At 63.2% G+C, this 20,515-nt stretch carries 21 protein-coding genes, 1 tRNA gene and 2 pseudogenes; 16 read left to right on the top strand and 8 right to left on the bottom strand.

Annotation, left to right across the window (positions count from 1 at the left end; all coding sequences use genetic code 11):
• Positions 1-66 precede the first annotated feature (66 nt).
• The 3 genes from X742_RS1000000171475 to X742_RS161650 all read left to right on the top strand — a co-directional run bounded on the left by X742_RS1000000171475 (position 67) and on the right by X742_RS161650 (position 1,648).
• Positions 67-468 carry a hypothetical protein gene (locus X742_RS1000000171475; RefSeq protein ID WP_198019186.1) on the top strand — a complete coding sequence of 134 codons (402 nt, stop codon included), beginning with the start codon at positions 67-69 and terminating at the stop codon, positions 466-468.
• Positions 469-615: 147 nt separating this feature from the next.
• Entirely contained in the window at positions 616-969 is a 354-nt protein-coding gene (locus tag X742_RS161645) for a SnoaL-like domain-containing protein (protein ID WP_023771022.1), read from the top strand.
• Positions 970-1,294: 325 nt separating this feature from the next.
• Entirely contained in the window at positions 1,295-1,648 is a 354-nt protein-coding gene (locus tag X742_RS161650; RefSeq protein ID WP_023771021.1) for an ArsC family reductase, read from the top strand.
• A gap of 56 nt (positions 1,649-1,704) precedes the next feature.
• Here the strand turns inward: X742_RS161650 and X742_RS161655 are convergent, their stop codons facing one another.
• From X742_RS161655 to X742_RS161665, 3 genes are read right to left on the bottom strand one after another with little or no spacing between them, the layout of a single operon-like run.
• A complete protein-coding gene (locus tag X742_RS161655) occupies positions 1,705-2,061 on the bottom strand; it encodes a DUF488 domain-containing protein (protein WP_023771020.1) in 357 nt (118 codons plus the stop codon).
• Between the two features lie 14 nt (positions 2,062-2,075).
• A complete protein-coding gene (locus X742_RS161660; protein WP_023771019.1) occupies positions 2,076-3,341 on the bottom strand; it encodes an aminopeptidase in 1,266 nt (421 codons plus the stop codon).
• Positions 3,338-4,330 (bottom strand): LysR substrate-binding domain-containing protein, encoded by a 993-nt coding sequence (locus tag X742_RS161665; RefSeq protein ID WP_023771018.1) that lies wholly within the window; start codon positions 4,328-4,330, stop codon positions 3,338-3,340. Before X742_RS161665 ends, X742_RS161660 begins: the two co-directional genes overlap by 4 nt.
• A 94-nt stretch (positions 4,331-4,424) precedes the next feature.
• On the opposite strand from X742_RS161665, the gene X742_RS161670 reads away from it, so the two are divergent.
• The 3 genes from X742_RS161670 (at position 4,425) to sbmA (ending at position 7,255) form a co-directional block, all read left to right on the top strand.
• Complete coding sequence (locus tag X742_RS161670) at positions 4,425-4,643, top strand: hypothetical protein (RefSeq protein WP_023771017.1); 219 nt, start codon at positions 4,425-4,427, stop codon at positions 4,641-4,643.
• A 78-nt stretch (positions 4,644-4,721) separates the two neighbouring features.
• The gene (locus X742_RS161675) at positions 4,722-5,882 is read left to right on the top strand and encodes a YbfB/YjiJ family MFS transporter (RefSeq protein WP_023771016.1); all 1,161 of its coding nucleotides are present in this window, start codon (positions 4,722-4,724) and stop codon (positions 5,880-5,882) included.
• 113 nt (positions 5,883-5,995) lie between these two features.
• Complete coding sequence (gene sbmA / locus X742_RS161680; protein ID WP_023771015.1) at positions 5,996-7,255, top strand: peptide antibiotic transporter SbmA; 1,260 nt, start codon at positions 5,996-5,998, stop codon at positions 7,253-7,255.
• 31 nt (positions 7,256-7,286) lie between these two features.
• Here the strand turns inward: sbmA and X742_RS161685 are convergent, their stop codons facing one another.
• Entirely contained in the window at positions 7,287-8,300 is a 1,014-nt protein-coding gene (locus tag X742_RS161685) for a polysaccharide deacetylase (protein WP_198019185.1), read from the bottom strand.
• Between the two features lie 231 nt (positions 8,301-8,531).
• Here X742_RS161685 and X742_RS161690 point away from each other — a divergent pair, with 231 nt between their 5' ends.
• Together X742_RS161690 and der are read left to right on the top strand one after the other, a co-directional pair.
• Positions 8,532-9,197: a tetratricopeptide repeat protein gene (locus X742_RS161690; RefSeq protein ID WP_023771013.1), complete on the top strand. Its 666-nt coding sequence runs from the start codon at positions 8,532-8,534 to the stop codon at positions 9,195-9,197.
• A 61-nt stretch (positions 9,198-9,258) separates the two neighbouring features.
• Positions 9,259-10,874: pseudogene (gene der, locus X742_RS1000000173865) on the top strand (ribosome biogenesis GTPase Der).
• Between the two features lie 37 nt (positions 10,875-10,911).
• Here der and X742_RS161695 read toward each other — a convergent pair.
• A complete protein-coding gene (locus X742_RS161695) occupies positions 10,912-11,832 on the bottom strand; it encodes a LysR substrate-binding domain-containing protein (RefSeq protein WP_023771012.1) in 921 nt (306 codons plus the stop codon).
• 116 nt (positions 11,833-11,948) lie between these two features.
• On the opposite strand from X742_RS161695, the gene X742_RS161700 reads away from it, so the two are divergent.
• From X742_RS161700 to X742_RS161730, 7 genes are all read left to right on the top strand, one after another.
• The gene (locus X742_RS161700; protein ID WP_023771011.1) at positions 11,949-13,316 is read left to right on the top strand and encodes an MFS transporter; all 1,368 of its coding nucleotides are present in this window, start codon (positions 11,949-11,951) and stop codon (positions 13,314-13,316) included.
• Positions 13,317-13,384: 68 nt separating this feature from the next.
• Positions 13,385-14,566, top strand: a complete 1,182-nt coding sequence (locus tag X742_RS161705; protein WP_023771010.1) for a cell wall hydrolase — start codon at positions 13,385-13,387, stop codon at positions 14,564-14,566.
• Positions 14,567-14,823: 257 nt separating this feature from the next.
• Entirely contained in the window at positions 14,824-15,225 is a 402-nt protein-coding gene (locus X742_RS161710) for an AtpZ/AtpI family protein (RefSeq protein ID WP_023771009.1), read from the top strand.
• A 57-nt stretch (positions 15,226-15,282) separates the two neighbouring features.
• Positions 15,283-16,041: a F0F1 ATP synthase subunit A gene (locus X742_RS161715; RefSeq protein ID WP_023771008.1), complete on the top strand. Its 759-nt coding sequence runs from the start codon at positions 15,283-15,285 to the stop codon at positions 16,039-16,041.
• Positions 16,042-16,129: 88 nt separating this feature from the next.
• Positions 16,130-16,354: a F0F1 ATP synthase subunit C gene (locus X742_RS161720; RefSeq protein WP_013896722.1), complete on the top strand. Its 225-nt coding sequence runs from the start codon at positions 16,130-16,132 to the stop codon at positions 16,352-16,354.
• A 62-nt stretch (positions 16,355-16,416) separates the two neighbouring features.
• Positions 16,417-17,016, top strand: coding sequence for a F0F1 ATP synthase subunit B (locus tag X742_RS161725; protein WP_023771007.1), 600 nt, complete (start codon positions 16,417-16,419; stop codon positions 17,014-17,016).
• Between the two features lie 10 nt (positions 17,017-17,026).
• Positions 17,027-17,518 carry a F0F1 ATP synthase subunit B gene (locus X742_RS161730; RefSeq protein WP_023771006.1) on the top strand — a complete coding sequence of 164 codons (492 nt, stop codon included), beginning with the start codon at positions 17,027-17,029 and terminating at the stop codon, positions 17,516-17,518.
• 125 nt (positions 17,519-17,643) lie between these two features.
• On the opposite strand, the gene X742_RS161735 is transcribed toward X742_RS161730, so the two are convergent.
• Positions 17,644-18,339, bottom strand: a complete 696-nt coding sequence (locus X742_RS161735) for a ribonuclease HII (protein WP_023771005.1) — start codon at positions 18,337-18,339, stop codon at positions 17,644-17,646.
• Positions 18,340-18,491: 152 nt separating this feature from the next.
• Complete coding sequence (locus X742_RS161740) at positions 18,492-19,646, bottom strand: PA0069 family radical SAM protein (protein WP_023771004.1); 1,155 nt, start codon at positions 19,644-19,646, stop codon at positions 18,492-18,494.
• Positions 19,647-19,796: 150 nt separating this feature from the next.
• On the opposite strand from X742_RS161740, the pseudogene X742_RS01000000169830 reads away from it, so the two are divergent.
• A pseudogene (locus X742_RS01000000169830) lies at positions 19,797-20,206 on the top strand (glycosyltransferase).
• A 227-nt stretch (positions 20,207-20,433) separates the two neighbouring features.
• Here the strand turns inward: X742_RS01000000169830 and X742_RS161745 are convergent.
• Positions 20,434-20,507, bottom strand: a tRNA-Gly gene (locus X742_RS161745).
• Between the last annotated feature and the right edge of the window lie 8 nt (positions 20,508-20,515).

Here is a 20,515-nt window from a genome sequence, read left to right as displayed (position 1 = left end):
ACTGGGGCGATCTTACGATTTTCTGAAGGTCACGGGCATCATCGCTACGGCGCGTGGGGTATGCGGATGTACCAAGGCGAGTTCGATCTCGGAATCATCTTTGCTGCCGCCCGATCGGGGCGGCGCATCGCGATGTCTGAGTTTGAGGTCATCTTTCGTCATTTCAGGAGCTTTCCCGGTCGCCCGGCAACGAGGGCCCGCCCGGCCAGGCATCCTTTCGTGCTTCTCGCCGATGACGGACCAGTTTGTGAATTGAGCAGGAAACCCGGCGCTGAAATGTTGCGCGAGGGCCTCAAAGCTTCAGACGGTTTCGTTCCACATTTGACGCTGGCCTATGACCAGAAACTTATTCCGCAACGGCCTATCGGCCCAATCAGCTTTGTCGCCCGGCAGTTCGTTCTTGTGCACAGTTTGCGCGGACTGAAGAAGTACGTTTTCCCGGGATGTCGGCCGCTGAGTGCGATTTGACGCGCCGATCGATCTGCCTCAAATCGTCGTCACATAGCCGCGCTATATCTATCGTGCTGACACGCCTTGTCAGCTGTCGTGCGGGCAGGGGTGGCAGGCCAGCAAGTGCTTCCCTACTTCGAATGCGTCTGAACAGGAGGAACACCCATGACCATTACGGAAATTGCCAAGGATTTCACCGAGCTCCTCAAGCAGGGAGACAACAATGGTGCTGCCGAAAAATACAACGCCGACGATATCGCCAGCTATGAAGCCATGGAAGGGCCGATGGCCGTCAGCCATGGCAAGGAGGCCCTCAGGCAGAAAAGCCAGTGGTGGCAAGAGAACCACGAAGTGCATGGCGGCTCGGTAGAGGGCCCTTATGTCAATGGCGACCAGTTCGCGGTGCGCTTCACCTTTGACATAACCCCCAAGGCCACGGGCGAGCGTGTCACCATGGATGAGGTTGGCCTGTACACGGTCAAGAACGGCAAGATCACCGAAGAGCGCTTTTATTACTGAGGCCGGAACAGGCCTACCTAACTTGCTCTCTTTGCGGCAAGGTTGAAAATGAGTACGGCGGCCAGAGCGATCCTCTGGCCGCTGGGGGCGCTCAAATTGTCTTTCACATACTGCGCAAGTTCATCGCCACGGTGCCCCAGCCGTCGAAGAACCCATTTTCATGGTTGTCGCGGGTGGAGGCGGGTCATCGAAAGTCCCGGGTCGTCAAAAAGCCGTTAGCGGCACTTAGGTAATTTCCTTAGTGTTTCCGGTAATGCTGGCCAAGCGGAATGAGCGGTTTTAGGCTGCGAAAAAGATTCGACTGTCAGCCTAGGGAAAGCGCGTCTTGACGACCACCATGTACGGCATCACGAATTGCGACACGATCAAGAAGGCGCGCGTCTGGCTGGAGGGCCATGGGGTTCCCTATCGTTTCCATGACTATCGGGCCGAAGGGATCGAGGCGGGCAAGCTGGATAGCTGGGTCGGCAAGGTCGGTTGGGAAAAGCTGCTCAACAAGGGCAGCACGACGTTTCGCGAACTGCCGGAGGCGGACAAGCAAGGCCTCGACGAGAAGAAGGCGAAAGCGCTGATGCTGGCCAAGCCGACAATGATCAAGCGGCCGGTGCTGGAGGTCGGCGACACAATTCTGGTCGGTTTCAAGCCGGATGTTTATGAAGGGGCGGTGGGCGGGAAATAGAACCGACTCTCACCGCGCTCCTTTGCGCCCCCCGCTGTCCCGCCGGCGTCGCGATATTACGTGTGGGCTCGCAAATACCCCGCCAAAGCGACGGCGTTGTTATGCGCTTCGTCATGGGCGCCATAGAGCAGCGTCACCTTGCCACGGCCGAGCATCGCGCGCAGTTGCGCCACGGTCTTTTCATTCGCATCCAACTCGCCACGGTACCGCTTCTGAAACTCCGCCCAGCGCGCCGGCTCGTGGCCGAACCATTTGCGCAACGCGTCGCTCGGCGCGATCTCCTTCAGCCACAGGGTCAACGCGGCATCCTTCTTGGCGACGCCGCGCGGCCATATTCGATCCACCAGCACCCGCTGGCCATCGGCCTGCCCGGGTGTCTCGTAGACGCGCTTGACTGCGATATCGAAGGCCATCACACCTCCGCTGGCTAGACCCGTTGGGCCCACTCGCCCTTGCGCATCACCGGCACGCGGCCGCCATCCTTGGCGACGCCGTCAATGTCGATCTTGTCCGACCCGATCATCCAGTCGATATGGATGAAGCTCTTGTTGCCGCCGCGCGCCGCGATGTCGTCCTGGCTGAGCGAGGCGCCCTCGACAAAGCATTTCGAATAGCATTGGCCGAGCGCGATGTGGCAGGCGGCGTTTTCGTCGAACAGCGTGTTGAAAAACAACAGGCCGCTGGCCGAGATCGGCGAGGAATGCGGCACCAGCGCCACTTCGCCCAGGCGGCGCGCGCCCTCGTCGGTGTCGAGCACCTTCCTCAGGACGTCCTCACCTTTCGACGCCTTGGCCTCGACGATCCTGCCGCCCTCGAAGCGCACCGAGATGTCATCGATCAGCGTGCCCTGGTAGGACAGCGGCTTGGTCGAGGAGACATGGCCCTCGACGCGCCGCGCATGGGGGGTGGTGAAAACTTCCTCGGTCGGGATGTTGGGATTGCAGGTGATGCCGTTCTTGGCGGTCGAGGCGCCGCCCATCCACTCATGGCCGTCCGCCAGCCCGACCGTCAGGTCGGTGCCCGGTCCGGTGAAATGCAGGGCATGAAAATTATGGCCGTTGAGCCATTCGGTGCGGCCGCGCAGCGCCGCATTGTGCGCCGTCCAGTTGCCGATCGGGTCTTCCACATCCACCCGCGAGGCGGCGAAGATGGCGTCGGCGAGCTTCGCAACCGCCACGTCGTCGGCATCGCCGGGGAAAACCTGCCTTGCCCAAGCGAGATCAGGATAGGCGACGATGTTCCAGTTGATGTCGAAGCCGGTGATCTTCTCCAGCGCCGGCTGGTAGGCCATCGAATTGGCCTTGTTGGCGCGCGCCACCTTCGCCGGATCCTGCGCCGACAGGAGCGACGGATCCTCGCCGCGCACGGCAAGCCGGGCTGCGTTGTTGGAGAAGGCCTTCGCCATGCCTTCGTAGAGCCAGCCGGCGGCGTGGTCGAAGCCAGCATCGGCGCCGAAGCGGTAGCGCGCCAGCGTCATCTCGTCATCGTTGAAGATCGGCGTCACCAGCCCGGCACCGGCCCTGTAAGCGTGTTCGACGATGCGCCTGGTCAGCGGCAGGGCCGCGATCGACGATGTCAGCACCAGGTCCTGTCCGGGCTGCAATTGCAGCCCCACCTTGATGGCGACTTCCGCCAGCCTGTCGAGCTTCACCGGGTCGATCGTTGCGGAAACGCCGCGCGAATGTGTGGTCATGATCCTGCCTGTCGTCTTGGGATGTCTGATTGAACATAGACCGGTGCCGCGGTGCTTTCCACCGCGATCGTGCCGCTGGGCTCGGCGACCGACGATCCGAACCGCGCCATCGTCGCCGCGATCTCCTCCTTGATCCAGGCCTTGAAGTCCCGGACCTTGCGGCTTTCGGCCTTTGTGGTGGAGGTCACCAGCCAGTAGCCGAGGCCGCTCTGGGCGCGGATTCCGAACGGCGCCACCAGGCGCCCGTCGGCCAGCGCATCGGCCGCAAGCAATTGCCAGCCTAGCATCACGCCATGGCCGGCGATCGCCGATTCCAGGCACAGCATCGGATCGGTGAAGCGGGCGCCTTTCTGGAAGGTGACGGGTTCAACCCCGGCGGCCGCGAACCAGCTTTCCCAGTTGATCATCGCCCGCTCGTCCGTGATGGCGCAGGTCTGGGCGAGGTCACCGATCGACGTCAGTTTTCTGGCAATCCCGGGCGCGCAGACCGGGAAGACTTCCTGCGCCAAGAGCAACTCCGCCCTTCCACCCGGCCATTTGCCGTCGCCAAGCCGGATGGCAATGTCGACGTCCGAGTGATCGAGATTGACCAGCCGCACCGAAGCGTCGATACGCAGCAGCACGTTGGGATGTCTGTCGAAGTGCCGCGACAGCCGTGGCAGTAGCCATTTGGAGGCAAAGGCCGGTGCCGCCGAAACAACCAATGTGCATTGGCTGGCTTCGTCGGCCAGTGCCACGGCCTGGGCAAGCTCGCGAAATCCGGCGCCAAGGCGGGCCGCGAAGACGGCGCCGAATTCGGTCAGCACGAGGCCGCTTGTCGTGCGCTCGAAGAGTGCCTGGCCGAGCTGTTTTTCGGTGCGGCTGATCTGCTGGCTTACGGCGCTGACGGAAACATTGAGTTCGCCGGCGGCGGTCGCGAGCGAGCCGAGACGGGCGACGGTTTCCACGGCGCGAAGGCCGTTGAGATGAACGCGGTTGAGCATGGCCATTTGAGATTTTCTAAACCGATCCGGCCGAAATCTCAATTGAAAGAGATATCGAAACGGCAGACTTTACGGGTCGAAACAGGCACACGGAGCCGGAATGCTGAGCATGTTGCTGAGGGCCCTGGTCGCGGCCAATTCGCCGGATGACACGCGCTGCGACTTCGATACGCTGAGCTGGCTCACCGATCCGCTTGCCCATCCCGCGCTGGATGTGATGTCGGAGCGCGAACTCGGTGATGTGCCGTTCCGGCTGACAGCGCGCCGGACCGTGCATGAGACTGTTTCACCGAGCGCCGGTTTCGGCGAGCGCTGCTGAGCGCGCGATCACGAACAAGGCCCTGGCCCAACACGAGGCGGATTGTTTCACCCGCTCGCACATCTATTGTGCACTGCAATGACTTCGCCCCAATCGACAGCGCTGCGTTACGCCTTCGCCGGCATGATCGCCATGGCCGTCGCCATGGGCATAGGCCGCTTCGTCTACACGCCAATCCTGCCTGGCATGATGGAGGAACTGCATCTGTCGCCGGCCGATGCCGGCTGGATCGCCTCGGCAAATTATCTGGGCTATCTCGTTGGCGCGTTGGTGGCGGCGGGCAGCTGGGCGCATCGACGCGAGCGTTTGCTGATGCTGGGCGCCCTCGGCGCCAGCGCCGTGCTGGCCGCCTCGATGGGGCTGACCGACGCCATGGCCGCCTTCGTCGCCATCCGTTTTCTGGCCGGTCTAGCGAGCGCTTTCGTCATGGTGTTCATGGCCAGCATCGTTTTCAGCCATATCGCGGCGGTGGGGCGCGGCGACCTGCAGGCCTGGCATTTCGGCGGTGTCGGCCTAGGCATAGCGATATCGGCGGCGATGATGGCGGTGCTGGTCACCGAGCATGCCGGCTGGGCGCAGGGCTGGCTGTGGTCGGGGGCGATTTCGGCTTGCGGCTTCGTCGCCGTGGCGCTGCTGGTGAACCAGGGTCCGCTCACCAACGGCGAGGTCCGCCGTGAACCGGCGCTGCCGAAAGATCGGTCGCTGATGAAGGTGATCGTCGCCTATGGCCTGTTCGGTTTCGGCTATGTGGTGACGGCAACCTTCCTCGTCGCCATCGTCCGCCAAGCCGGCGGCAGCCGCGTCTTCGAGGCCGTGGTGTGGATGGTTGCCGGTCTTGCCGGTTTCCCTTCGGTCTGGCTGTGGCAGAAGATAGCGGCGCGGATCGGTCTTTATGCCGCCTATGCCTTGGGATGCTTGGTCGAAGTTGTCGGCGTGACCGCGAGCGTCGCCGCCGGCGGGCGCATAGGGCCGCTGCTTGGCGGCGTGCTGCTCGGCGGCACGTTCATAGCCATCACCGCACTTGGCCTGCAGGCCGCCAGGCAGCAGGCCCCAGCGTCGCCCCGGCGTATCTTTGCCCTGATGACCGCCTCGTTCGGTCTTGGCCAGATCATCGGCCCGATCGCGGCCGGATTATTGGCCCAGGCGTCGGGCGATTTCTTCCTCGCCTCGATCGTCGCCGCGGCCGTCCTGGTCGTCTCCGGCGCCGTCACATGGTCGGCTGCGCCAAAATCGCCATGATTTGTGGTCTTGCTCTGCACCGGCATCGGGCAGGCATTTTCTTTCCTCCTAATGTGTGACCTTATGCCCGCCGAACCCACCTGATTTGCGCATAGATCGAGGAATTCGCCACAGTGTTCGTATCCTTCTTCCCGCAGCCGAAGCTGTTCTTCTCTTCGGCCGCCATCTGGAGCCTTGCGGCGATCCTGTTCTGGTTTTTCGGCGGGGAGCAATTGGGGGCGGTTTTCGGCATGCCTCCTGCTGCTCCCGGCGCGCCACCCATCATCGGCATCGCCATTCTGGTATCGAAGCCATTCCTCTGGTTCTACATCTACTTCGTGCTGTGCGTGGCCATCTTCTATGCGTTCTGGAGCTGGTATTCGCCGCACCCATGGCAGCGCTGGTCGATCCTGATGACGGCGGTCATCCTGTTCTTCATCTATTTCAACGTGCAGGTCAGTGTCGCCGTCAACGCCTGGTACGGCCCGTTCTTCGACTATGTACAGGGGCTGATGTCGGGCACCGGAAAGTCGACGGACGCCGAGTTCTATACCGGATTGGCCGACTTCTCATGGCTGGCCCTGGTCGGCATGAACGTGCAAGTGGTCAACGCCTTCGTCGTCAGCCATTGGATCTTCCGCTGGCGCACAGCCATGAACAATTATTTTATCGAGAACTGGAGCAGGCTGCGCCATATCGAGGGCGCTTCGCAGCGCATACAGGAAGATACGATGCGGTTCTCGCAGATCATGGAGGATCTCGGTTCCAGCTTTGTCCAGTCGATCATGACCCTGATCGCCTTCCTGCCGGTGATGATCCAGTTGCAGGCCCATATCAGCGAACTGCCGATCATCGGCGCGATCCCGCAGCCATTGGTGGTCGCGGCACTTGCCTGGTGTCTGTTCGGCACGATCTCGGTGATGATTGCCGGCATGAAGCTTCCCGGCCTGCAGTTCCGCAACCAGCGCGTCGAAGCCGCTTACCGCAAGGAGCTGGTCTATGGCGAGGATCATGCGGACAGGGCGCAACCCGCCACCACCGCCGAGCTGTTCGCCAATGTCCGGCACAATTATTTCCGGCTCTATTTCCACTACATCTATTTCAACGTCGTCCGGTACACTTACCTGCAGGCCGACAACATTTTCTCGCTGCTGATCCTGGGTCCGTCGCTGGTCGCGCACAAGATAACGTTCGGCGCGCTGAACCAGATATCGAACGCGTTCGGCAAGGTGACGGGTTCGCTGCAGTTCCTGCTTACCTCGTGGTCGACCATCGTCGAGCTGCAATCGGTGCACAAACGCCTGCGCGCCTTCGAGGCGACGCTGCAGGGCGAGCCCCTGCCTGATATTGATCAGCGCTATCTGGCAAGGCAGGGCGCCGAGGATCCGGCTTGACGACGCTCTGAACGAAACGCCGGTTGGCGGGTCAGCCGCCGACTGTCGCCTGCTTCTGGCCGCCATCCTGCCGCGAGACGTAATCGCGAAAACTGATGCACTCGACATCTGATTTGACGCAGACCTCGCCCGCAAAACGTTCCAGCGCGTTCCAGTAGGCGCCGTCATTCATCAGCGTGAAGTGGAAGCCGAGTTCCAGCGGAATGCGCTTGCCCCGATATTGCGCGTCGAAGGCGGCGTGAAACGCCTGGTAGGTCCGGTCCGCGAACTCGCCGGCGTTGCTCGGCCGCTCGAAGCCGCCGGAATGGCGGACGTACAGATTGTAGTCCATGGCGACCACCGGCCGTGATTTTGGCCCTTCCGGAATCCGCGGCAGGGAAAAGTTGGTGATGCCGCCAACGGTCGGCGGCAGGGCAGGCCCCATTGAAACGCCGCTGGCGTCGAACCGATAGCCGGCTGCCGGGAGTGCCTCGTAAAGCGCTTTGCCGGTCGACAGATACGGCGCCCGGAAACCGGCCACCGCATGCCGCGCGAATTCCCGCCAGCCCTCGGGTTCGGGCGCAATGCCGTTGATGGCATAGGCGTTCTCGAAAATGTGCTCGAAGGAGGCGAACTCTTTCAGCCAGTCGGCCTTGCTCCAATCCTTGCCGTCGAAATGGCCGCAGGCGTGGCTGGCAATGTCGTGACCCTCATGGGCGGCGAGGCCGATCTGTTCCAGCCGCTCGGCCACGTCCTGCCTTGATGCGGCAAAGCCGATGTTGGATTTGCCCGCCGTCTTGCCAGGCGCGGTGTATTGGCCGCGTGTCTCGGGCGACAACAGGAAGACACAGGACAGGAAATAGGTGAAATGCGCGCCGGTGCGCTGGGCCAGCGCGCGGCTGCGCTTCCACTGCGAGATGTCGCGCGCGCTGTCGAAGGAGATGATCACGATCTGCTTCGGCCTTGCCGGTGCTGGTGGCGCGGGCGGATCGGCCAGGGCCGCGCCGGCGGTGGCGAGCGAGGCAAGCGAGAACAAAACAACGCGGGACAAACAAGGCACTGGCAAATTCACGGGCTCCGGGTGGTCGGCAAGCCGGCTATCGCGCAAATGTGGCGCCGGTGCGATTGGGTTTTCGTGGGTTTGCCCCGGGGACAAACATTGGTTTGCCCCGGGGACAAACATTGGTTTGCCCCGGGAATAGCCGATTTTCCGGCCGAACCCCTTCCATGCCGACAAAATTTCGCTAAAACGCGGGCTCATGAACCGCCCCGGCCCGGGGCAGGAATGGTTTGATTGATGTCCGACGACAGTTTTATTCGCGAAGTCAATGATGAGATGCGTCGCGAGCAGGCGCAGAAGCTGTGGGACCGTTTTGGCCCGGCCTTGCTTGTCATTGCGGTGCTTGTGGTGCTCGGCACCGCGGCCTTCGTCGGCTATCGCTATTGGGACGAGACGCGCGCCAATCGCTCCGGCGATGCCTTCTCGCAGGCGCTGAAGCTTGCCAATGATGGGAAGAACGATGACGCGCTGGCCGCGCTCGATCAGCTGGAAAAGGATGGTTACGGCGCCTATCCCCTACTCGCCCGCATGCGCGCCGCGACCGTCAAGGCCAACAAGGGCGACGTCGATGCCGCCGTCAAGGACTTCGACGATGTCGCCGCCGACACCGCCATTCCCCAGGGCCTGCGCGACATGGCGCGGCTGAGGGCGGCGCTCCTGCTCGTCGATCATGGCTCCTTCGCCGACGTGTCGAGCCGCGTCGAGGCGCTGACATCGGACACTAACACCCTGCGCCACAGCGCGCGCGAGGCGCTTGGCCTTGCCGCCTGGAAGGAAGGCAAGACCCAGGATGCGCTGAAACTGTTCGATCAGATCGCCTCCGATGATGGCGCCCCACGCAACACGCGCGAGCGGGCGACCTTGATGTCCGAGCTGATCCGCGGGTCGGGCAGTGCATCGTGACCTCTTTCCCAAGGCGCGCGGCGGTTTGGGACCACGACATGCATGGAAGATGTAGGGTCGGATGACATTCAAAGTCGCCATCATCGGCAGACCTAACGTCGGCAAATCGACGCTTTTCAATCGGCTGGTGGGAAGAAAGCTGGCGCTCGTCGACGACACGCCGGGCGTCACCCGCGACCGCCGCGTCCACGCCGCCAAGCTTTACGATCTGCATTTCGATGTCATCGATACCGCGGGCTTCGAGGACGCCGGAGCTTCGACCTTGCCGGGCCGCATGCGCGCGCAGACCGAAATCGCCATCCGCGAGGCGGATCTGATCTTTTTCACCATCGACGCCAAGTCCGGCCTGCTGCCGGATGACAGGACCTTTGCCGAGATCGTGCGAAAATCCGGCAAGCCGGTCGTGCTGGTCGCCAACAAGGCCGAGGCGAAGGGTGCCCAGGGCGGCATGCTGGAGGCCTGGGAACTTGGCCTTGGCGAACCGATCCCGGTTTCTGCCGAGCACGGCCAGGGCATGCCCGACCTGCGCGACGCCGTGATCGAAGCGCTCGGCGAGGCGCGCGCCTTCGGTGAAGACGAGGATACAGACGACGAAGAGGCCGCCGCCAGCGAGGTGCTGATCGGCGAGGACATCGCCGATCCGGACGCCGAGCCATCCTATGACGACACCAAGCCGATGCGCATCGCCGTCGTCGGGCGGCCGAACGCCGGCAAATCGACGCTGATCAACGCGCTGATCGGCGAGGAGCGGCTGCTGACCGGACCGGAAGCCGGCATCACCCGCGATTCCATTTCGGTCGACTGGGACTGGCGCGGCCGCCGTATCAAACTGTTCGACACCGCCGGCATGCGCCGCAAGGCCAGGATCCACGAAAAGCTGGAAGTAATGTCGGTGCAGGATGGCCTGCGCGCCATCCGTTTCGCCGAGATCGTCATCATCGTACTCGACGCCACCATTCCCTTCGAGAAGCAGGACCTGCAGATCGCCGATCTGATCATCCGCGAGGGCCGGGCACCGGTGATCGCGTTCAACAAANCCGCAAGGCCAGGATCCACGAAAAGCTGGAAGTGATGTCGGTGCAGGATGGCCTGCGCGCCATCCGTTTCGCCGAGATCGTCATCATCGTACTCGACGCCACCATTCCCTTCGAAAAGCAGGACCTGCAGATCGCCGATCTGATCATCCGCGAGGGCCGGGCACCGGTGATCGCGTTCAACAAATGGGACCTGATCGACAACCCGCAGGAACTGTTGGCCGAATTGCGCGAGAAGACCGAGCGGCTGTTGCCTCAGGCGCGCGGCATCCAGGCTGTGCCGGTCTCGGCCGAGACCGGACGCGGCCTCGACAAGCTGATGGATGCGGTGTTGAGGACGCACAAGGTCTGGAACAGCCGTGTTTCGACCGGCAAGCTCAACCGCTGGCTTGAAGCCATCCTGACGCATCACCCGCCGCCCGCCGTTGCCGGGCGCCGGCTGAAGGTCAAATACGTCACCCAGGCCAAGACCCGGCCGCCGGGCTTCGTTGTCCAGTGTTCGCGGCCGGACGCGATGCCGCAAAGCTATGTCCGCTATCTCTCCAACAGCCTGCGCGAAGCCTTCGACATGCCGGGCGTGCCGATCCGCATCGCGCTGCGCACTTCGGACAATCCGTTCGCCGGCCGCGCGAAGAAGCGTTGAGGATGGAGGCGGCAACCCCCCTCCGTCGGGAGCTGCACTAAGCGACTTTTGGCAGGGTCTCTTTCATCTCGGCGCCCTCGGGCAACGCCTCGAACGCCGATTGGAGCAGGATGTCGGCCAGCCGCGCCGCGACCGGCTCGAGCTCGGCATCCTTCTGATGCAGATGGAGCGCCATCTTCGGCAGCGGCGGCAGCCCGAGCATTCCGGGCGCGAGCGCCCGGACATTCGCGGGCAGGCCGATGTCGGTGCGGATCGTCAGCCCGAGGCCAGCCGCCACCGCCGCCCATATGCCGCCAAGGCTGGGGCTGGAGAACGCCATCCGCCAGGGCCGCCCGGCACGATCCAGCGTCTCGGTCGCCACGGTGCGCAGCAGGCAAGGCGCCTCGAACACAACCAGTTGCAGCGCCTCGCCATTGTGGGGGCCTGCCTCTATTGGTTTCGCCGGCCCGATCCAGCGCGCCTGCACGTCGGCGACATGCCGGCTATACGGCAGCGTCGTGCCATCATGCCAGGCGAGCGCAATGTCGAGGTTGCCGGAAAGGACACGCTCGGCCAATTCGTGGCTGCGTCCAATCCGTGCTTCGATCCGAACCTTGGGGTGGGCGCGAGCGAAGCGACCGAGCACCTCCGGCAACACGGCCTCGCCGAAATCCTCCTGCAAGCCGAGCCGCACCCAGCCCTCTAGTTCGACCTCGCGGATCGCCAGGGCTGCCTCGTCATTGAGCTCGATCAGGCGCCGCGCATAGCCGAGCATCGTCTCGCCGGCTTCGGTCAGTGACAGGCCGCGCCCCGCCTTACGGAAGATCGGTGTATCGGCCTGCTCTTCCAGTTTCTTCAGCTGCGCGCTGACGGCGGAGGTCGAGCGGCCAAGCCGCTCAGCTGCCCTGGCAAAACTTCCCAGTTCCATGCCGGTGACGAAAGTCCTGAGCACGTCGAGATCGAATGTGACGCGGCGCATGAGATCATCCTTATTTTCAGGATTATCGATCAAAATATTCCTGATTTTATGGATGAAGCTATGGCGCTACATGCCTCCCGTCAAGGCCGCTCGACCGGCGTCACGGGAATGGAATCATGTCTGCCACCGTCATTCGCAACGATTGCCAGCTATCCGGGCGAGGCACCATCACGACCGCGGCCGGCCGGACCTTCGGCCCCAACCACCGCTGGAAGGTCTTGGGCATCGGAGTTGCCGCGAATGCCGGTTTCTCGGCTACTTTCTCCGGCATACCGGCAACGGCGGTCGTGCTTCGTCAGGGCTATCACTTGAGCAATGCCGAGCTTGGCCTGGCGCTCGGTCTTCTTGGACTGGGGGTTGCGCTCAGTGAGCTGCCATGGGGCCTGCTCACCGACCGCTGGGGGGATCGCCGCGTGCTTCTGATCGGCCTCGGTGCAACGGCGGCCTCGCTGCTGACGATGGCGATGCTCGTCGTGCCGACAAGGTCAAGCATTCCCGATGTCACGTTGCTGGCGGCAAGCCTGCTCGTCACGGGATTGCTCGGCGGAAGTGTCAATGGCTCGAGCGGCCGCGCCATCATGGCCTGGTTCCGGGAGAATGAGCGCGGTTTTGCCATGAGCATCAGGCAGACGGCGGTGCCGCTTGGCGGCGGCCTCGGCGCACTCGTCCTGCCTTCCCTTGCCCTGGCTTTCGGGTTCGCCGCGGTGTTCGGGCTTTTGGCGGCGGCATCCGCTCTCTCCGCCCTGTTCGCCTGGCGTTGGCTGCACGAACCGCCGATGGCGGGTGGCGGCCACGCCGCTTCATCTGAAGCGGCAGGCCAGGCGCCGTTGCGCAACATCGAGGTCTGGCGCATCTCGACCGCCATCGGCCTGCTCTGCTTTCCGCAGGTGGCGGTCCTCACTTTCGCGTCGGTGTTCCTGCACGACTTCGCCGGGCTTGGCACGACGGCGATCAGCGCCAGCCTCGCCGCTGTACAGGTCGGCGCCATGGTCATGCGTGTCTGGAGTGGCCGCTTTACCGACCGCCACGGCAACCGCCGTCAATTTCTCCGCTTGTGCAGTGCGCACAGCGCGTTGGCCTTCGTGGTGCTCTGGTTGCTGGTTCTGGCCGCTCCCGCGATGCCTGCCAGCCAATCCATCCTGATCGCTGTCCTGCCCCTGGTGCTTGTCGTTGCCGGCATCTCGGTCTCCGCCTGGCACGGCGTTGCCTATACCGAGCTTGCCACGCTTGCCGGTGCCGGCCATGTCGGAACCGCGCTCAGCCTTGCCAACAGCTTTGTCTTTGTCGGCTTCTTCCTGGTTCCGGTGGCCATCCCAGGGCTGCTGCACCTCTGGTCATGGCCTGGCGTGTGGCTGTCGGCAGCCGCCTGCGCCCTGGTCGCTTGGCCGATCTTCCTGCCGCGGACTGAGCCTCCCGCCGCAAAATCGCCAGACTTCGAAACCACGACCTCCAGCCGACCGAGAAAACCTGACCGACCTCGTTAACGTCCCATCAAGGTTAATGCATCATTTTGCTCTCCAGTGGGGTCAGTTGCGTTCCTGGAGAGAGTTCCGTGCATCGACGTGTCTTGAAGCGGCTGATGGCCGCCGCCGGTGAGAAACGCAGCCTTGTGTCTCCGTTCATCATCGGTCTCGGTATCTGGATCGGCTTTCCGACCGTCGCTGCCTACCAGGACATGACCAGCCTCGTTTCCGGCCTTGAATCGCCGACCACGCGCTGGAATTCCTATGTCGAGAAATCCGTCGCCGGTTCGGTCCATGCCGCCGAGATGCCGTTCGTCGATTCCGACGTCACCAGTTCGATCTCGGGTTCCGGCGTTCGCCTTCCCGGTGTCGGCGCGGTCTCGTTTCGCGGCAAGGGCGGCAAGGTCAGCGGGTCGCCCGACGAGGATCGCGTCGTGCGCGCCGACAAGAAGGGCCGCATCGTCCAGGTCTCTCCCGTGGCACCACCGAAGAACTTCAATGCCGGCTCGATCTTCCAGCGGACCTCCTCGCTGATGCGGCCGAGCATGGACGGCGACCTGAAAATGGCCTTCGCCAAACCGCGGATCAAAGGCAAGGAAATCCAGATCGCCGCGGCATTTCATGCGCGTGAGGACAAGAAGCCGGATCCCGGCGTGCCGGCCATGCTTGCCGCCCTGGTCAACAACGACCATCCCGATGTGCTGGCGACCGCCTATGCGCAATCCGCGCCCGACTATGCCAAGGCCTCACCCTTTGAGGCCCTGCTTCAGGATGAAGAGCCCAACAGCGGCCGCTTCATTCCGCCGATGGCCAAGGGCGACCACGCCTGGATCCAGAATCCGCTTCCGGCCAGCGTCTTCTCCAAGCCGGAGCAGAAGTGCCTGGCCAACGGCATCTATTTCGAGGCCCGCGGCGAAGCCGTGCGCGGTCAGGCCGCCGTTGCCCAGGTGATCCTCAACCGGGTCCGCAATCCTGCCTATCCCAATTCGATCTGCGGCGTCGTCTACCAGAACGACAGCTGGTTCAACCGCTGCCAGTTCTCCTTCGCCTGCGACGGCAGGAAGAAGCGCATCGACAATCCGGTCGCCTACAAGACCGCTCAGGATGTCGGCATGGCCGTCACCGCCGGCAAGATCTTCATTCCGGAAGTGGGATCGTCGACCCACTACTATGCCAATTACGTCCATCCTGGCTGGGCGCGCACGATGCAGAAGATGACCAAGATCGGCCTGCATATCTTCTACCGGACCTATGGTGGTGGCTGGAGCTGAGCGGTCCGCCGCCGCCCGTGTTTTCGCGCGGTCGCACGGTCGATCGGAGAGCCATTGTCGGGGGGATTCGCGCGGCGCATCCCGCCGATCGCAAAGGGCACGATGTCGCACCTTTCTAATTACTTGATTTTACTAGGTAAAATACACAGCGCGGAACTTCCCTCCGTGGCTTGACGGGCGCAAACCCTCTAACTATGTTGCCGGCGACTTTAGAAACGGACGGACGGTGACGGTCTGCCCGGGCAGGGGGGGTTGCGATGGCCGAGAAAAACAGGCCAGACGGAACCGGAGAAACCGGCCGCGGCAAGCAGCATGACCCCGAAATCCGCGACGACGATCTTGAGCGACGTCGGCGTGAACTTGGAGCATCGCTTGCGACAAGGCTGCCGAACCGGCTCGAGGGGAAAGACGACGCGAGACCAGTGACCGGATACGGTCAGGCGATCAAACTATCCAGCGAGTTTATCGCCGGGGTGGTGGTAGGCGCCGGCATCGGCTGGATCATCGACCGTATGGCGGGGACATCGCCGTGGGGCCTGATCGTTTTCCTGCTGCTTGGCTTTGGCGCCGGCGTGCTCAATGTCATGCGTTCAGCTGGCGTTGTGGCGGAATTCGGACAGGGCAACAAATCGCGCCCTGACCGGGACAACAGCAAATAGCCGCTCTCGCGCGGCAATGATAAATTTGGCCGTACGCGGCATTGACGGGGTTAGAACGTGGCAGCTGACAAGGTCGATCCGATCCACCAGTTCCATATCATCAAGCTGGTTCCGATTAACATCGGCGGCTACGACCTGTCTTTCACGAATTCCGCACTGTTCATGGTCGCGACCGTGGTCGTTGCGGCGGCCTTCCTGCTGCTGACGACGTCGAGCCGCAGCCTGGTCCCCGGCCGGCTGCAGTCGGTCTCCGAGATGGCCTATGAGTTCGTCGGCAACATGCTGCGCGACGCCGCCGGCACGCAGGGCATGAAGTTCTTCCCCTTCGTGTTCTCGCTGTTCATGTTCGTGCTGGTCGCCAATCTGCTCGGCCTGTTCCCCTATTTCTTCACCGTCACCAGCCACATCATCGTCACTTTCGGTCTCGCCGCATTGGTGATCGGAACCGTGGTGGTCTACGGGTTCATGAAGCATGGTTTCGGTTTCCTGAAACTGTTCGTGCCGCATGGCGTGCCGGTGTTCCTGCTGCCGCTGGTTGTGTTGATCGAAGTCATTTCCTTCGTGTCGCGCCCGGTCAGCCTCTCGGTTCGTCTGTTCGCCAACATGTTGGCGGGCCACATCACGCTCAAGGTGTTCTCCGGCTTCGTCGTCAGCCTCTCCGCACTCGGCGCGGTCGGCGTCGCGGGCTCGGTCCTGCCGCTGGCCATGGCGGTGGCGCTGACGGCGCTTGAATTGCTGGTCGCCTTCCTGCAGGCCTACGTCTTCGCGGTATTGACCTGCATGTATCTCAACGACGCCCTGCATCCCGGGCACTAAGGCCCCAAGAGTTTCCGGCCCAAGGGTTTCCAACACTGGCGCCGGATGGAAATCGCAACGGAATTTCAGATCCAAAGGAGTTGAACAAATGGACGCAGAAGCAGCAAAGTACATCGGCGCCGGCATCGCTTGCCTGGGCATGGGTGGCGCGGGCATTGGCCTGGGCAACATCTTCGGCAGCTACCTCTCGGGCGCGCTGCGCAATCCGTCGGCTGCCGACGGCCAGTTCGGCCGCCTGATCTTCGGCTTCGCCGTGACCGAAGCTCTGGGCATCTTCTCGCTTCTCATCGCGCTTCTGGCCCTGTTCGGCTGAGTACTGAGAAGATTGGACAGGCCGGCCGCGCAAGCGGCGGGCCTGATATCTGGGGATAGTCCATGTTCGTGACATCTGCCTTCGCGCAAGAGTCCGCGCCATCAGCTGACACCAGCCACGCTGCGACCGGAGGCGACACGCATTCCGGCACCAGCGTGCCTGCCGAAGCGCACGGCACGTTTCCGCCATTCAATCCGGAGACGTTTCCGTCGCAGCTTCTGTGGCTGGCGATCACGTTCGGGCTGTTCTACCTTTTCCTGAAGCGGGTCGTGATGCCGCGCGTCGGGGGCATCATCGATGTCCGCAACGACCGTATCAGCCAGGATCTCGACCAGGCAGCCAAGTTGAAGGGCGAGGCCGACGCCGCCGTTGCCGCTTACGAGCAGGAACTGGCGGAAGCCAAGAAGAACGCGAACTCGATCGGCCAGCAGGCCAACGATGCGGCCAAGGCGGAAGCCGACACCGCGCGCAAGAAAATCGAGGCCGCGCTCGATGAGAAGCTTGGCGAGGCCGAGGCACGCATTTCTTCCATCAAGGCCAATGCCATGAAGGAAGTCGGCAGCATCGCCGAGGATACCGCTTCGGCGATCGTCGAGGCACTCGTTGGCGGCAAGGCCAGCAAGGCCGAGATCGCGGCCGCGGTCAAATCCGTGGCCCGGTGAGGAGCGCATCATGGACGCTACATCTCTCGCAACGCTCTGGGCCACGATTGCCCTGATCATCTTCTTGGCCATCGCCGTCTACATCAAGGTGCCCGGCATGATCGCCAAGGCGCTCGACGCCCGCGCCGCCAGGATCAGCAGTGAGCTCGACGAGGCCCGCAAGCTGCGCGACGAAGCCCAGCAACTGCTCGGCCAATACAAGAAGAAGCGCAAGGAAGCCGAGCAGGAGGCCGCCGACATTGTAGCGGCCGCCAAGCGCGAGGCCGAATTGCTGGCCGCTGACGCCCACAAGAAGACCGAGGATTACGTTGCGAGGCGCACCGCGCTTGCCGAGCAGAAGATCGGCCAAGCCGAGCGTGACGCGGTTGCCGAAGTGCGCGCCAGCGCCGTCGACATAGCCGTCGAGGCGGCACGCGCATTGCTCGCCGCCAAGGTTGACGCCAAGGCCGGAGCCGACCTGTTCAGGTCCGCGCTGCAGGACGTGAAGGCCAAGCTGAACTGAGCGTTCTTCAGTCGCTGACATGAAGCCGCCCGGGCAACCTGGCGGCTTTTTTTGTTGGGAGAAAGCGGCGCGTCAAAGCGGCCAATCTCCGCCCTCGTGGGCACGGCATTACCACTGCCGTCGCCTTACTCCAGCCCGGCCAAGCTCTCTTCCTCAACCACATCCGTCCCGCCCAGTCGGAACGGCGCAAACGAGGAGCGATGCAGTCGAGCCACTGGCCCATGCGCCTCGATCGCCGTGCGGTGCCGGACCGTGGCGTAGCCCATATGGACTTCGAAGCCGTAGCGGTCGTGATGATTGCCGCAGCCGCGCATCATGCGGTCGCGCATGACCTTGGCGACGATCGAGGCCGCGGCGATCGACTGGGAGCGCTGGTCGCCCTTGATCAGCGCGCGCCCCTCGCAGGGCAACCCCGGCGGCACGTCGCGCCCATCCGCGAGCGCGAGCTTAGCCTGCACCGGCAGCCCGACCAGTGCGCGGCGCATCGCTTCGAGGCTCGCCTTGAGGATGTTGCTGCCATCGATGCCCTCGGCGCTGATCGACGCCATCGAGACGCCGAGAGCGGAGCCGATGATGTGCAGGAACAGCGCTTCGCGCTGCAAGTGGCTAAGCCGCTTGGAATCGTCGAGACCCTCGGGAATATTGGCGGGGTCGAGCACCACTGCCGCCGCGACCACAGGACCCGCGAGCGGGCCGCGGCCGGCTTCGTCCATCCCCGCGACCGGCCACAAACCATCGGCCATCGCCTTCGTCTCGAAGGAGAAATCGGGTTTCTCGACGATTTCGAAGAGAGGCGGAGAATCAGAACGCGCGCGAGCCATGTTGCGGCGAGGTTCGCATCGGCTCCGATTCTCCGCAAGTCCCTCCGGGTCGGGTGGGGCGCCGGACCGGGAGGGCACCGTCTGCAGGCCGGGGCAGGCCGGACGGGATTTCTTTGCCACGGCGGCAATGAACAGCCGAGGCGATTTTCGGTTCAGAGCAGCATCAACTGCTCCTGGTCCTTGCCGGCCGCGACGAACTGGTCGGTCCGCAGCGTACGCCGCTCGGCATTGAGGCCGAGCCGCTTGGCGGTGATTTCGAAGCGCCGGCCGATCTGCCAGGCATAGGGTCCGGCGCCCTTCATGCGCTTGCCCCATTCCGAATCGTAGTCCTTGCCGTCGCGCATCGAACGGATCAGCGACATGACGTGGCGGTAGCGGTCGGGATAGTGGCGCAGCAGCCAGTCCTTGAAGATCGGGCTGACCTCCAGCGGCAGGCGCAGCACCACGTAGCCAGCCTCGCGCGCCCCGGCATGGTGCGCCGAATCGAGGATGCGTTCCATCTCCTGGTCGGTCAGGCCCGGAATGATCGGCGCCACCATCACCGAGGCGGGGATACCGGCATCCGAAAGCTGCCTGATCGCCTCCAGCCGCTTGGTCGGCGTCGATGCGCGAGGCTCCATCGTCCTGGCCAGCATGCGGTCAAGCGTCGTCACCGACAGCGCCACTTTGGCCAAGCCCCGCTCCGCCATGCGCGACAGAATGTCGATGTCGCGCACGACCAGGGCTGACTTGGTGACGATGCCGACCGGGTGGCCGCGCGCCTCCAGCACTTCGAGGATTTCGCGCATGATCCGGTACTGCTTCTCGATCGGCTGGTAGGGATCGGTGTTGGTGCCGATGGCAATGGTGCGCGGCTGGTAGCCATCCTTTGACAATTCCTTGTCGAGCAGGCGTGCCGCGTCGGGCTTGGCGAACAACTTGGATTCGAAGTCCAGGCCCGGCGACAGGCCCATGAACGAGTGCGTCGGCCGCGCGAAGCAATAGACGCAACCGTGTTCGCACCCGCGATAGGGATTGATCGACCGGTCGAAAGAGATGTCGGGCGATTCGTTGCGGGTGATGATGGTGCGCGGCTTTTCCACCTGCACCTCGGTCTTGAAGGGAGGAAGTTCCTCCAGCGAACTCCAGCCGTCGTCGAAGACATGCCGGCTGACAGGTTCGAACCGGCCGGACGGATTGATGCCTGCCGACCGGCCGCGGTTGCGGTCCGGACGGACCCGCATGCCGCTCTGCTCGATCATTGCATTGGCCATTTCGGCTCGTCCTGCTCCGAAGGCTGCAATGTCGGCGCGCATGATCGGTTCCATCTTCGCCCGCTCCCAAGGACTGTTCATGTTGTGTCGAATCGCTCTGCTCATGAAATTATTCCTATTTCGTCGATGAGAACAAATCAAGAACTTTCTATGGTGGGCCGCGAAAACTGGCGCCGATCGACGCTTTCCGGTATTCGGCTAATCATGCTCAGTGTTCTGATTGAAACGCACAATGACGAGGAGGGGCTCGCCCGTACGCTGTCGACGCTGATTGGCGGCGCGGTCGAGGGCGTGGTGCGCGAGGTCGTCGTCTGCGACACCGGCTCCAGCGACCAGACGCATCGCGTCGCCGAGCATGCCGGCTGCCACTATGTGGGGAGCGGCGGCATCGCCGCCGGCATCCGCCAGGCAAAGGGTGACTGGCTGCTGTTTCTCGAACCGGGTGCGAGGCTGGTGGAGGGCTGGANGCCGACGGACTGGTAATCAGCAAGCGACAGGCGGCATCTCTGTCCAAGAATGCCGGCAGCGCCGAGGCGTTGGCACGAGGTCTGGCGACAAAGAAACTCGACGCCGAGATCTGGGCGGCGCCGCCCAGGTACAAGCGCCGCCGGTAGTGTGCTGAGAGTTCTGCAAATTCGCTGAGAGAGGGCGGTCATGGCAGGCTGGTGATGTTCAACGTCACCTGATTCCCGCGACGGAACGCCACCATGACCATGACCGAAGATAAATCCGCCATCGCTGCCGTCAAAGACATTCTGCTTTCGAAGCCGGATGAGCAGCCCGGCTGTCGGAAAGCGCTGCAAGCGGTTGTGAATCTACTTCGAGCCCTTGCAGCGCAAGCTGGAGCGGGTAGCGGGAATCGAACCCGCGCGTTCAGCTTGGGAAGCTGACAGGCTACCATTACATCATACCCGCGCTGCAGC

This window comes from Mesorhizobium sp. LNHC229A00 (assembly GCF_000502415.1).
In the GTDB taxonomy this organism is placed as follows: Bacteria; Pseudomonadota; Alphaproteobacteria; order Rhizobiales; family Rhizobiaceae; genus Mesorhizobium.
This window is presented reverse-complemented; position numbering and strand designations above follow the sequence as displayed.

Bases quoted from the DNA above. Each gene is read 5' to 3' on its own strand.
- X742_RS1000000171475 (WP_198019186.1), top strand. From the start codon at position 67: ATGTACCAAGGCGAGTTCGATCTCGGAATCATCTTTGCTGCCGCCCGA.
- X742_RS161645 (WP_023771022.1), top strand. From the start codon at position 616: ATGACCATTACGGAAATTGCCAAGGATTTCACCGAGCTCCTCAAGCAG.
- X742_RS161655 (WP_023771020.1), bottom strand. From the start codon at position 2,061: ATGGCCTTCGATATCGCAGTCAAGCGCGTCTACGAGACACCCGGGCAG.
- X742_RS161660 (WP_023771019.1), bottom strand. From the start codon at position 3,341: ATGACCACACATTCGCGCGGCGTTTCCGCAACGATCGACCCGGTGAAG.
- X742_RS161665 (WP_023771018.1), bottom strand. From the start codon at position 4,330: ATGGCCATGCTCAACCGCGTTCATCTCAACGGCCTTCGCGCCGTGGAA.
- X742_RS161670 (WP_023771017.1), top strand. From the start codon at position 4,425: ATGCTGAGCATGTTGCTGAGGGCCCTGGTCGCGGCCAATTCGCCGGAT.
- X742_RS161675 (WP_023771016.1), top strand. From the start codon at position 4,722: ATGACTTCGCCCCAATCGACAGCGCTGCGTTACGCCTTCGCCGGCATG.
- X742_RS161690 (WP_023771013.1), top strand. From the start codon at position 8,532: ATGTCCGACGACAGTTTTATTCGCGAAGTCAATGATGAGATGCGTCGC.
- X742_RS161695 (WP_023771012.1), bottom strand. From the start codon at position 11,832: ATGCGCCGCGTCACATTCGATCTCGACGTGCTCAGGACTTTCGTCACC.
- X742_RS161700 (WP_023771011.1), top strand. From the start codon at position 11,949: ATGTCTGCCACCGTCATTCGCAACGATTGCCAGCTATCCGGGCGAGGC.
- X742_RS161710 (WP_023771009.1), top strand. From the start codon at position 14,824: ATGGCCGAGAAAAACAGGCCAGACGGAACCGGAGAAACCGGCCGCGGC.
- X742_RS161720 (WP_013896722.1), top strand. From the start codon at position 16,130: ATGGACGCAGAAGCAGCAAAGTACATCGGCGCCGGCATCGCTTGCCTG.
- X742_RS161725 (WP_023771007.1), top strand. From the start codon at position 16,417: ATGTTCGTGACATCTGCCTTCGCGCAAGAGTCCGCGCCATCAGCTGAC.
- X742_RS161730 (WP_023771006.1), top strand. From the start codon at position 17,027: ATGGACGCTACATCTCTCGCAACGCTCTGGGCCACGATTGCCCTGATC.
- X742_RS161735 (WP_023771005.1), bottom strand. From the start codon at position 18,339: ATGGCTCGCGCGCGTTCTGATTCTCCGCCTCTCTTCGAAATCGTCGAG.
- X742_RS161740 (WP_023771004.1), bottom strand. From the start codon at position 19,646: ATGGAACCGATCATGCGCGCCGACATTGCAGCCTTCGGAGCAGGACGA.